A 12,496-nucleotide genomic window follows, 5' to 3' on the forward strand; every position below is an offset into this window, starting at 1 on the left:
TTCCAGATAGGCGCACTTATTTTTAATAAGTAAGTAGATGTGCTTATTAAAAGAACTATTGGAGGTATTCCCCATGGGAGGATTTTTAAACGTTTTGGTCGTAATTTTGCTCATTGTAGCTATCGCACTCGTCGTACTTTATTTTCTTGGGCGAAAATTGGAAAAGCGTCAGGTTGAACAGCAGTCAGCTTTAGAAGCGGCGGCACAGACAGTTTCTATGCTTGTCATCGACAAAAAACGCATGAAACTAAAAGAAGCCGGTCTTCCAAAAATCGTATATGAGCAGACTCCAAAGTATATGCGCTGGGCAAAGGTTCCCGTTGTTAAAGCTAAGGTTGGACCTAAGGTTATGACCATGATGGCTGACGAGAAGGTATTTGCCGTACTTCCGGTTAAAACTGAAGTTAAAGTGGTTGTCAGCGGCATCTACATAACAGAGATTAAGAGCGTCCGCGGCGGAGCAATTCCGGCGGTGCCTAAAAAGAAGAAATTCCTGGATAGATTTAAAAGAGAAAAAAAGAATAACAAATAATCGGACATGCACAAGGTGCTGCCGGAGAATAAAACTCAATTCTCCGACAGCACCTTTTTTATCATCCTATAGTTTTTCAAAATCGCTGGCCCCATGCTTACATATCGGGCAGATAAAATCTGCCGGCAGCTCATCGCCTTCATATATGTAACCACATATCAGGCAGCGGTACCCTTTCTTTTTCTCATCTTTTGCTTCCGGCTTCGGTTTGATATTTTCCTGATAATAGGTATACGTCACCGACGGAACATCGTTTAACACTTCGGCCGCAGTCACGTCGGCGATAAACATGGTGTGGGTTCCCAGATCCAGTTCCTGTATCACTTTTCCCGACAGATAGGCGTTAGCCGGGCCTGTGAGATAGCAGATTCCATTATCCGACCGCTCCGCTCCCTCATATCCGTCGAATTTATCCACATTTTTTCCGCTTTGGAAGCCGAAATGGCGGAATACGTCGAACGGAGCTTCCGTCGTCAGCACAGAAAGGTTGAATTCTCCTGTTTTGTGAATCATATCGTGTGTATAGTTCTGCTTGTTCACCGTAACGGATATCCGGTTCGGCGTTGTCGTGACCTGAATCGCGGTGTTGATGATGCAGCCGTTATCTTTGCTGCCGTCTTTTGCTGTCAGTACGTAAAGACCATATCCCAATTTAAACATTGCCCTGTTGTCCATTTCCGACTCCTCTCCTTGCATACATGTGATAGTGATAGTTATACTCATTATTATATTCTAATATTCGGAAAACATCCAGCAGGGTTTTATGTTTTGTATATAAAAGATTATCCCTTCACTCCTGTAGACGCAATTCCCTCCACAAAATACTTCTGGAGCGACAGAAAGATAATTAAAACCGGAATCAGGGAAAGCACGGACGCCGCCATGATCATACCATATTCCTGGGTATAATCATCCATGAAAACGCGAAGCCCGATTTGAATCGTTTTTTTCGTCTTGGTGGTCAGATATATATACGGGCCCAGGAAATCGTTCCACGTATTAACAAATGTGAATATGGCCAAGGTAGACAATGCAGGCTTTGATAATGGAAGCATAATTTTTGCATATATCTTATATTCGCTCATCCCGTCGATGCGGGCCGCTTCACACAATTCATCAGGGATGCTCATATAGAACTGTCTCATCAGAAATACCCCAAATGCTGTAAATGCATGCAGAATAATAATTGCAAGATGGGTATTATTCAGATGGATACTTCTCATCATAATAAATTGAGGAACCATGTATACCTGCCACGGCACCGCTATCGTGCCGATATAAGCCAGAAACAGCCTGTCCCTGTTTTTAAATTCCAGTTTTGCAAATGCATAGGCCGCAAAACTGCTGGTAAACAACTGAATCAGCGTTGTGCATATGGTGATCTTTCCCGTGTTAACCGTGTAAGTTAAGAGCGGTATTCTCTTCCATATATCTATGTAATTGTGCCATTGAGGAACAGTTGGAACCCATTGGATCGGTACGGTGAGAACATCTTTATCCAATTTTAATGAGGAAGAAAACATCCAGAAAAATGGGATCAAAAAAAGCATGGAAAAGAGAGCTAACCCGGTATATAAACATACATTTTTTCTAACTGCCCGCATAATTTTTCTCTCCTTTAAACTGAACCAGAGTAACAAAAAGCACCAGCGCAAACAGCACCACCGCTATGGCGCTTGCATATCCAAACTGGCTGTTCCCGAATGCAATGTCGTAGATATGGTAAACCAGCACCAGGGTTTCCGTTCCCGGCCCTCCTTCTGTAATCAGCAGCACTCTGTCATATATCTTAAATCCATTGATTGTCAGCATAATAATAATGAAGAAAGTGGTCGGTTTTAACTGCGGCCATGTTATGTAACGAAACTTCTGCATGCCGCCCGCTCCGTCAAGGCTGGCAGCCTCGTAAAGTTCCCCGGAAATCCCCTGCAATCCCGCCAGATAGATGACCATATAATATCCCATATCCTTCCAAATACTGAACGTTACGATGGTAAACATAGCCCATCTCCGGTCGGCGGCCCATTTAGGCAGATTCTGAACGCCGAACGAATTTAATATGATGTTTATCAGCCCGGCTCCCGGGCTGAATATGATGTTCCAGACTGCGGCACAGGCTACAAGCGATGCAACATAGGGAAAAAATGCGACGGTACGGAATATTTCTCTCCCTTTAATTTTAGAGTTCAGAAGCATCGCTAAGCCTAACGCTGTTATCATGGTAAACGGAACTACAGAAGCCGTGTATACAATCGTGTTTTTCAATGCGGCCCAAAACCTGGTATCCGAACCCATTTTAATGAAATTTGCAAAACCGACAAATTCAATCGGATTATTGCCATCCCAGGAATGAAAGGCCAATACAAACGCGAATAACACGGGGCCCAAAGTGAAAATTGAAAATCCGATGAAATTGGGGGCTATGAATGAGTAGGCCACCAAATTCCTCTTTGTTTTTTTGCTTAACTGTTTCATATAATCCCCCCTTTTCATCCCGCCAACCGTTTATTTTATTAATTTTCCCACTTCATCATTCATATAGGCTATTCCCTCGTCCACAGTCATTGCACCAGTCATAATATAATCATGTCCCGTATTCAGTACCTGATCTATTTCCGGGCAATTTTCTCCGATAGGCGTTTCAAGATAAATCTTTTTGACTCCTAAAATGGCTTCTTTGCTCTGCTCATCCACAGGAAATCCTTCCACTGAAAATATTACATCCATGGCGTCGTCCGACATGGCTCCCGGCATGTAACCCTTTTCAGCCACCAGCTTAGCGCCTTCAGGGCCTCCGGCAAACCGCACGAAATCTTCGGCCGCTTCCGCATTTTTAGAAGATTTCACCACCGATACGCCTACAAAGTTGCCCAGCGTATTACCCGGCTCTCCCCCCTCTTTATGAGGATAAGCGGCCACCGCCCATTCACCCAAATCCGGATACTGGCCCTCGTCGATTCTGGTTATCAGCGTACCGATGGCCCATGTTCCCATAAGCATCGTTCCAACATTGCCCTGTCCAAACGCTCCCATATAGTGAAGGCCGCTGGTCTTTAAAGTGGAATAATCCATGCACACCTTATTATTTTGCTGGTTCAGAACCATTTCATAATACGGTTTCATATAGTCATAGTCTCCGTCCAGACTGTTCCTTCCCTCTCCTACAGCCGCCATGCCCTGAACACAGAAATTCCATGTGTGATAATGGGAACCATATGTTTCGGAGCCGAATGTGGTATCGGTCAGCTTCTTTGCCATTTCGTCATATTCTTCGAACGTCATATCGTTAGTAGGATAAGGCACTCCGGCTTTATCAAAAACTCCCTTATTATAAAACATTACGTAAAAATCACTTCTCAGTGGAAGCGTATAGTACTGATCCTGCCATGTCAGAGACTTTAACGTTTCTCCATAAACCGCTTCTTCAATTTTATCTTTATCCAGTTCCTTTAAAATTCCTTTTGAAATCAAACTGATATAGCTTCCGCTGTCCTTAATTGCCACAATGTCAAACGGCGAATCATTACCCGCCAGCTGGGTTGCCAGCGCAGTTGAATAATCGGTGGCTCCCAAATCCACCAGTTCTATGGAAATATCAGGATTTTGCTTCATATATTCTTCTGCTATCGGCCGCCAATATGGCTGGGTATCCGCAGACCATACGGCCCATTTTAATTCTGTTTTCTGTCCTTCTGATTTTCCATTGTCTTTCTGGCTTTCACCGACAGATACGGTCTCCTCTGCTTTTGAAACATCACTGCTCTTTGGAACCTCCTTCGCCGGGCTGCACCCCGAAAGAGATTGTATTACCATAACCGCAGCAAGAAGCAATGACAATTTTTTCCTTTGTTTCTTCATAATATCCACCTCCGCTTTCTTTCTGATAATTATATTGTAACTGTTATATAAATGTAATTACATATCATTTTCCGCCGGCTTTTTTCCATATCCACCTGACTTTTTTGCAATTTTACACTTTTTAACTGGAAACATATACAATTCAATGAGACCTTGCTCCCCACGTTGACATGCCATAAACACTTTAGTATGATTAAAAATATAAAAGCTAAGATTTTCTATAAAGGGTATGGGTACTATGAATGATAAAAAAGCGTTTAAAAGCATTAAGAAAAGACTTCTCTGGATCACCACATTTTTTACATTGTCGGTGGCCTTATTAACTTCAACTTACTGTTATTTTTCTTATCAGTCAATCCTTTATGACAGCCTGAAACAGTCCACGGAATACAGTCTTCAGCTCCTTGCCGAAACGATCCAATACGATTTGAATAACGCCATGGCGCTGGCTGATTTCTGCACCTCTAACGGCACCATAAATTCTTATCTGAAGTCCTCCAACAAGGGGCAGGATAACACAGTTTCTCTGGCTAACCACGCCTGGCAGCGCCTGCAGGAAGAATATCTGGGCAACAGCAGTTCCATCTATCTGAACCGGGTGATCGTATCCGATCTGAATAACAATTATATACAGATCTCTCCGTCTGTGATCTACCAAAATTTACCATGCGCCGAGCTCATAAAAGAACAGCCTTTTTTTGATAAACTTTACGCTTCCGACACTCACATTCAGACCGGTTTTATTCAGGACCCCATCACTCCGTTCTCCCCCAATAATCTTGTTCTCCCCATAGTCCGCCCGATTTACTCTGTCTATGGCAAAGAGATCTCAGGATGGTGCTATCTTGCAATTTCCCCCGGCATTTTTACAAACCGTTTAAAAAGCTATAATCTTCCGTCGGACAGCAAACTTTACATCACGTTAGGCGATAAAACGTACATTTGGGAGAATAATGAACTGACTGACAGCGGTATTGCCGATTTTACCGCCCCTGCATCTGCAAAAAAAGAAGGGAGCCATTTTCAAAATCTGGTTTCCTATGAATCTCCAAACAGCAGCTGGTATATCAGCCAATCCGTTTCACATACGGCATTGTCAAAGCAAACCTTAATTTATATGTCTTCCCTTTTATTGATTGTCGGTATTGTAATATCTTTGGGACTGGCATTTACGTTTTACATCCACCATTCCATCAATATGCCCTTGCGCAGGCTGCAGAAAAAGTTGTCCTCTGTCTCTTCCGGTGATTTTACTTCTGATCCTAATATCGAATGGAATAATGAATTGGGAGAGATCGGAAGGGGCATAAATTCTATGGGGAATGACATCTCCCATCTGATTCAATCCAGAATGAAAGATCAGGAGAAAAAATATGAACTGGAATATGAAATTCTCCAAAATCAGGTGAACCCTCATTTTCTGTATAATACGCTGAATTCTATCATATGGATGGCGGCGGCTCAAGGTTCCAACGGCATTGTCGATATGGCCACGTCGTTATCTCTCCTTCTGAAGTCAATCTCCAAAAAATCGGCTCAGATGCACACTCTGCGCGAAGAATTAGACTTGCTTCATCACTATTTTCTTATTCAAAAGTACCGTTACGGAGGCGGCCTGTCCCTGACCTGCACAGTGGAAAGCGAGGATCTTTACGACTGCATGGTCCTTAAATTCATCCTTCAGATCGTTGTGGAAAATGCCATCTTCCACGGAATCGAGCCAAAAGGGTCCCACGGCCTGATCCAAATCACCATTGGACATATGAATGGAAATAAGGACCTTTTCATCTCAGTCACCGACGACGGCATCGGCATGACAGAATCCCAAATCCATGACGCCCTTAACAGCGAACCTGATTCATCAGATCTGTTTCGAAAAATCGGAATTAACAATATTCAAAAAAGAATCCAATACGCCTATGGCCCCGACTACGGAATTGCCATCAAAAGCAGTCCCGGCAGTTACACTACGGTAATAATTACGCTTCCCTGCCAAAGAAAGGAGGATACCGGTCTTGTATAAAGTCTTAATTGCAGATGACGAACCATTAGTTCAAATTGGCCTTCAATCCATGTTAACATGGGCGGATTATCATATTTCCGTATGCGGAAATGCTTCCAACGGAAAACAGGCTTTAGAAATGATACGGTCCCTTCACCCGGACATTGTGATTACAGATATCAAAATGCCCATAATGAACGGACTGGAACTGATGGAAGCATGCCAGGATCTCCCTGATCCGCTCCCTGAGTTCATTATCTTAACCTGCTATGAAGATTTTCCCTATATTAAAAAAGCCCTGGAATATCAGGCGGTCGACTACATTATTAAATTAGGCCTGAAGCCTCAGGAATTAAGTCTGGCGGTCGAACGCGCTCTGAAAAAAGTTGAAGCACGAAATGCATCGGCCTCTTTCGAACACCCGGAAAATTATATGGTTATCCAAAATTACAAGGATAAATTCATTCTTAAACTGCTTCACAGCCTTTTTGACAGTACAGAACAGTTCACCCTTCAGGCAAACGAGTTAGACCTCTCTTTCCATGCGGATAAATATGCTGCTTCCTATTGCCTGATCTCCGACTGCCCTCCGATTTCTATGGAAAATGACCAATATGTGATTTTATTTAATAACACATTTTCCATGCTGTCAAACATATTGACCAAATACATTCCCTTTCACATCGTTTCACTGGATATGAAGCACTTTTGTATCTTATTTGAATTTTATGAAAACTCGCCTTATTATGATCTGCAGGCCTTTTCGGACATACTTAGGGAAACATTTGACATGGTTCACAATTATTTTAACGTCACGATTCTCTGCGCAGTGGGCGGATACAAAGATGACATTCATCTTATCTCCGATTCCTACCAGGAAGCCTGCCAGCTTCTTCCAATGTGCACGAAAGCGGAGCCGATTCAGTTTTTCCCCAATCAGCTGACAGAAACTATTCCGTCCCTTAAAAATACGTTTAATATTACTATTTTAAAAGAAGACATCCGCAGAGCCTTTGAAGAGTATGATATGTCCTCCTTCCAACATATAACCAGCTCCATCAGCGCCCTGTTCCGCGCCCATCCTTCCAGCTACATTCAAGCCATGGACGTCACCTCCAATATCCTGCACCTGTGCCTCACCATGATTCCTGAAAGCGAAAAATATCTGGCTGAAAAGTTTTCTCAATACCACGATTCTTACCGCTCTTTATATAATCAGAAAAGCACAGAGCAGGTTATGGACTGGCTGGACCTTTTCAGCCAATCCGTTATGGAATTCTATCAAAGCCAATACAAGGGACTGAAAAACACCTTAATTCAAAATATCATGCAGTATATTGAAAACCATATAACGGAAAAGCTGGTTTTAAATGATGTGGCCGCTATTTTTTCAATCAGCCCCAATTACCTGGGACATCTGTTTAAAAAGACCACTTCTATGGGCTTCAACGAATATGTTACACAGGCAAAAATCTCAAAAGCCAAATACCTGATGTTCCACACAGACCAAAAAATATACGAAATAGCTACTCAGCTTGGATTCGAAAATTCCTTTTATTTCAGCAGAGTCTTCAAAAAAATTGAAGGCTGCTCCCCACGGCAGTATCTTCAGAATCAATCGTCTGATAATGGTTCCGGGGGCTGATTTTACGCCCCCGCTGCCCCGTCAGCTAATAGTTTTAAATCTAATCCTTACTAGATTGAATGAGTTTATTTCTTTATGACGAAATCATATGCGGTTTCTGCTTCTCCTGCTTGCAGTACATAATCAATCAGATATGCGGTTTCAACCTGTTTCATGTCCATTTTACAGATACTGAGTCTGGGCCTGAACTGGTTTTCGGTAATTGTTATGGATGCCTCCTGATTTATGCACTCGATCTTCCAGTTCCCAATGCTCACGCTGTGATTCACAATTACAGGAGGAATCCGCGTGATAAAACGCTCCTTAATTTCTCCTGCCACGCCATTAACAGTATCTCTCAGGCAGATGCCTTCGCTCTCCAACCGGAACGTCCGTATCAGTTTCCCACAAATACCATGTTGGTAAGCCCCGGTTATATCCAGACTCAGCCCCTCTTCATCCGCTTTCAATAATTCTGAAAAATGTTCTCCTCCCCGCTCCTGAACGGTTTCTCCCAAAATCGGAACGCTGTGCCCGGCTGAGGAAGCGCACAGATTCTCATAACGTTTCTCTCCAAAATAATCCCCGTCATATTCAGGCCATCCCAGGTCATCCAATATAAATGTTCCGTCATCATAGATAATAAAGGAACCTAAATCATTGTGATTATGGGGTTCGTTATTTCTGCCGCCCTTAGCCGCAAACCAATAATTTTCCATCTTTTTTAAATACCATTGGGACTGATAAAATATGTTTGTTTTATTTTTTGCGCAGGCTTTATCCATACATGGATCATACCAGTAAAAGTCTCTGATAAAATCTGCAAACCGATGTCTGATATCGTCGTCGAACATCGCCGCATACATTTCGTCCGGAATCTCCGCCTCCTCATATTCCCTTGCCAGGAAATGCACAAGCCCTATATGGAAATTATAATTATGAGGGGCGTCTGCAAAGGGAACCACCACATTTTTCTCTAAAAATATCTTCTGACGGAACAGGGCGATTTGTTTTACCTTCTCCAGTTTAAAAAGATCCTTCTCTCCTCCCGTATATTCCCTGAGCATTTCAGCAAAATAGCAGAAATATCCAAATCCGTATCCCCAGTACAATGCTCCCTCAAGACAGCATCCGTCATCCTGATAGCTTCCTATAAAATCTTCCATGGAGCGCATGACTTTATCCTCTATCCGCATAAAATCCTGGCGGCTTCCGCAATACATTACTGCCATCCCTATGCATCCGGCGCATACTGCGGACCAATTGTCTTTATGAAATGTTATATTTTTCTCTGTGTATGGAACGATCAAACGTCTGTACACCTCCGACCTGACGCGTTCCCGAACCATCGAGGAGATCCGGTCCGCCATCAGACAGCAGATTTCACAAAGCGCCAAACCTGTTTCTGACGCAAACAAATCCACAGTAACGCTGCTCTCCTGAAGATCCTTTTCGTCTTTTATATGGGCGGGAAATGCCCATGTAAATTCATTGCAGACCGCCCATATAATATCTTCCAGCCCTTTGATCCAGCATTCATCCTTTGAGTACAATGCCATAGCGGCATATACATTCAGTCTCCGCCGGTGTCCGATATAACAAGCTTCATATTCCACCCTGCTTCCTGTCTCAAAATAAATTTTATATTTAGAAAAGGGCAGTTCTGAGATTTCTTCTTTTTGATAGATTGCCGCTGCTTTTTCAATTAGACCCATCATTTTTTCATTGCGCGGATTGCAGGGGATTACAGGTGAAAAATGGTTATACATAGCAACACTCCTCTTTTAATGTTTTATAGCACCATTATACTGTCAGATGCCTGCAATCAACATAGACGATTCCGCCTATAATCTATACATTTCCACTGATATAGGAAAGGGTCCCGCTGGCGGGATTCCCCGCCTGCGGCGGGTCACCTCAGCGGCATTATACCTTACCGCCGCAGTGCGCTCCTGCCCGGAGGGCTTTTTATATCATAGGAGCATTTTCCTATGATACAAAAAACCGGATGGTCCTGAATCCAGGACCATCCGGTTCTCTTTTATGATAAGCAGATCTCAGCCTTGCTCTTCGACTGCACATCCACTACAATATTGCATTCCGACACATGTTCATAATTGATATCAAGGGAATAGTCCACCCGGACCTTTAACTTATCTTCACTTTCATCAATTGAAATATGGTTTGTGTTGATTCCTACCATCATATCTCCATATGGAGTTGCGTAGCAGGCGATATTCTTTTTCGCCTCTTCAAACACCATATGCACATTGGCAACGCCCTTCTTCATAATATCCAAACATCCGGGATGAATTCTTATGGTATTTCTAACCGTACCGTCGAACCCTTCCATCACTTCATCATACATGATATAATGCTTACCATTTTTCAGGAAATAGTCTCCTGTGGTGATCATCTCCACATCGCTGTTGTCTCCGTCAGCGATCTGTATTCCACTTATACTGATTAATACATCCTTCGTCATGTTAATACTCCTCTATATTAATCTGCTTTGTCTCTTTTACCTGGTCCGGCAGAATGGCCGTGGCAAATCTTGTAAATTTATCCGCAAGGTCGCTGACAAAAAAACGGTACTGGTCCTCCGCATCAGCCGTTTGTGAGCAGATTAAATCCTCATCCATAAGCAGTTGTTTCAATTCAAGCGCTGTTTCATAGGCCGGATTCACTAATGTCACACTTTCCCCCATCAGCCTTCCAACAGTAGACCTGAGGAGCGGATAATGAGTGCAGCCCAAAACTAATGTATCGATGTATTTCCCCTTCAATTCACTCAGATAACGGGAAGCGATCTCATCGGTTACGGAATCGTGCAGAAGGCCTTCTTCTACCAAAGGCACCAGCAGCGGACAGGATTTCTCCGTAACCTCGATATCCGCTTTCATCCGTTTCATCGTCTCTCCATAGATGCCGCTGTTGACGGTTCCTTCCGTTCCGATCACCCCGATTTTGCCGTTCTTGGTGGCATTGACCGCCGTCTTGGCCCCCGCATTGATCACGCCGATGATGGGGATATCCAGGTTCCGGCTCACCTCTTCAAGAGCATAGGAGCTGGCCGTATTGCAGGCAATCACAATGGCCTTCACACCCTGAGTCCGCAAAAAGCGGATGATCTGATGGGAATACCGGATAATTGTCTCCTTTGATTTGCTTCCATATGGTAGGCGGGCCGTATCTCCAAAATAAACAATCCGTTCTTCCGGCATCTGCCGGACAATCTCTCTTACCACAGTAAGTCCGCCTACACCGGAGTCAAATACTCCGATCGGTGCATTTCTGTCCATATCACACACTCTCCCTGACCTCTTACTGTTTTCTTTCAAATGCATGGTCAATCAGCTCTTTAATCAGCTGTTTTTTCGAGATACCTCTGGCCTCCCACAGCATCGGATACATGCTGATCGCAGTGAATCCCGGCATGGTGTTGATCTCATTAAAGACAACTTCCCCGTCCTCTTTTACGAAGAAATCAACACGTGACAAACCATATCCGTCTACTGCCTGGAAAATGGCTTTGGCAATCTCAGGAATTTTCACTGCAGCATCGCCGGGAAGTTCCGGATCAGTAACGGTTCTGGATTCCGCATTGTTGTATTTGGCATCAAAATCATAGAAATCGGCTGCTGCCAGGATTTCTCCAACGCCGGATGCCTTTACAGGAACGGTTCCGCCTCCGAAGACAGCGCATTCCACTTCATGACCGATGATCATCTCTTCCACCAATATCTTGCGGTCATGTTTCGCCGCTTCTAAAAGTCCGGCTGCCAGTTCCTCTCTGTTTGACGCCTTGCTCACCCCCTTGGAAGAGCCTGCGTTGGACGGCTTTACGAATACAGGATAGCTGAATTTGGCTTCCACGCGGTTTAAAACCGCATCCATATCATCCAGCTGGTATTTCATTACAGGCACATAATCCGCCTGCTTTACTCCAAGATCGTCCACAATGATCTTGGTATATAACTTATCCATGGATACTGCCGATGCCAGAACACCGCAGCCCACATATGGAATCCGGGCCAGTTCCAAGAGCCCCTGGATGGTTCCGTCTTCTCCGTACAATCCATGGAGCACAGGAAATACCACATCCACATGGATCTTCTCCACATCTTCTCCATCGGTTAATATCACACACTGCTCCGTAGCGTCGGGAGAAAGAACGGCTCCGATCCGGCTGTCCCTCCATGCTCCGCTTCGGATATCTTCTAAGCTTTCAACCTTCAGCCAGTTTCCATCCTCTGTAATTCCGATCAGCATCTTTTCAAATGCTGTTTCATCTATCTGTTCAATGATATTGGCTGCTGACATACAAGAAACACTATGCTCTGATGACTGTCCGCCAAAAATTACCGCTATCATGCGTTTTTCCATCTTATCTATACACCTTTCTTCCCTTTTTGGGGCTCAATATCCACTCCGGACACAATACTTGTCGGTTAATTCGGCAGTCTCTGCCTGCTTCAAA

Annotated in this window: 11 protein-coding genes; 3 read left to right on the top strand and 8 right to left on the bottom strand. The window is 43.8% G+C overall.

From position 1 onward, the window contains the following. Positions 1–73: 73 nt before the first annotated feature. Positions 74–532, top strand: coding sequence for a hypothetical protein (locus C0033_RS08050; RefSeq protein ID WP_103227350.1), 459 nt, complete (start codon positions 74–76; stop codon positions 530–532). 66 nt (positions 533–598) lie between these two features. Here C0033_RS08050 and C0033_RS08055 read toward each other — a convergent pair whose 3' ends face one another. The 4 genes from C0033_RS08055 to C0033_RS08070 all read right to left on the bottom strand — a co-directional run bounded on the left by C0033_RS08055 (position 599) and on the right by C0033_RS08070 (position 4,390). Continuing rightward, the gene (locus C0033_RS08055; RefSeq protein ID WP_103227351.1) at positions 599–1,207 is read right to left on the bottom strand and encodes a flavin reductase; all 609 of its coding nucleotides are present in this window, start codon (positions 1,205–1,207) and stop codon (positions 599–601) included. 107 nt (positions 1,208–1,314) lie between these two features. Further along, complete coding sequence (locus C0033_RS08060) at positions 1,315–2,136, bottom strand: carbohydrate ABC transporter permease (protein ID WP_103227352.1); 822 nt, start codon at positions 2,134–2,136, stop codon at positions 1,315–1,317. Continuing rightward, positions 2,123–3,007, bottom strand: a complete 885-nt coding sequence (locus C0033_RS08065) for a sugar ABC transporter permease (protein WP_242984448.1) — start codon at positions 3,005–3,007, stop codon at positions 2,123–2,125. The genes C0033_RS08060 and C0033_RS08065 overlap by 14 nt, the downstream gene beginning before the upstream one ends. A gap of 30 nt (positions 3,008–3,037) precedes the next feature. Next, the gene (locus C0033_RS08070; protein WP_103227354.1) at positions 3,038–4,390 is read right to left on the bottom strand and encodes an extracellular solute-binding protein; all 1,353 of its coding nucleotides are present in this window, start codon (positions 4,388–4,390) and stop codon (positions 3,038–3,040) included. Positions 4,391–4,628: 238 nt separating this feature from the next. Here C0033_RS08070 and C0033_RS08075 point away from each other — a divergent pair, with 238 nt between their 5' ends. Continuing rightward, positions 4,629–6,413 (top strand): sensor histidine kinase, encoded by a 1,785-nt coding sequence (locus tag C0033_RS08075; RefSeq protein ID WP_180994629.1) that lies wholly within the window; start codon positions 4,629–4,631, stop codon positions 6,411–6,413. Then, entirely contained in the window at positions 6,406–8,037 is a 1,632-nt protein-coding gene (locus C0033_RS08080) for a response regulator (protein ID WP_103227356.1), read from the top strand. The genes C0033_RS08075 and C0033_RS08080 overlap by 8 nt, the downstream gene beginning before the upstream one ends. Before the next feature lie 65 nt (positions 8,038–8,102). On the opposite strand, the gene C0033_RS08085 is transcribed toward C0033_RS08080, so the two are convergent. The 4 genes from C0033_RS08085 to C0033_RS08100 all read right to left on the bottom strand — a co-directional run bounded on the left by C0033_RS08085 (position 8,103) and on the right by C0033_RS08100 (position 12,402). After that, positions 8,103–9,785, bottom strand: coding sequence for a heparinase II/III family protein (locus C0033_RS08085; RefSeq protein WP_103227357.1), 1,683 nt, complete (start codon positions 9,783–9,785; stop codon positions 8,103–8,105). A 272-nt stretch (positions 9,786–10,057) separates the two neighbouring features. Further along, entirely contained in the window at positions 10,058–10,501 is a 444-nt protein-coding gene (locus C0033_RS08090; protein ID WP_103227358.1) for a DUF1934 domain-containing protein, read from the bottom strand. A 1-nt stretch (position 10,502) separates the two neighbouring features. After that, the gene (gene murI, locus C0033_RS08095; RefSeq protein ID WP_103227359.1) at positions 10,503–11,318 is read right to left on the bottom strand and encodes a glutamate racemase; all 816 of its coding nucleotides are present in this window, start codon (positions 11,316–11,318) and stop codon (positions 10,503–10,505) included. Positions 11,319–11,340: 22 nt separating this feature from the next. Further along, the gene (locus tag C0033_RS08100) at positions 11,341–12,402 is read right to left on the bottom strand and encodes a D-alanine--D-alanine ligase family protein (protein ID WP_103227360.1); all 1,062 of its coding nucleotides are present in this window, start codon (positions 12,400–12,402) and stop codon (positions 11,341–11,343) included. Positions 12,403–12,496 lie beyond the last annotated feature (94 nt).

The organism is Clostridium sp. chh4-2, assembly GCF_002899675.1.
GTDB lineage: Bacteria > Bacillota > Clostridia > Lachnospirales > Lachnospiraceae > CHH4-2.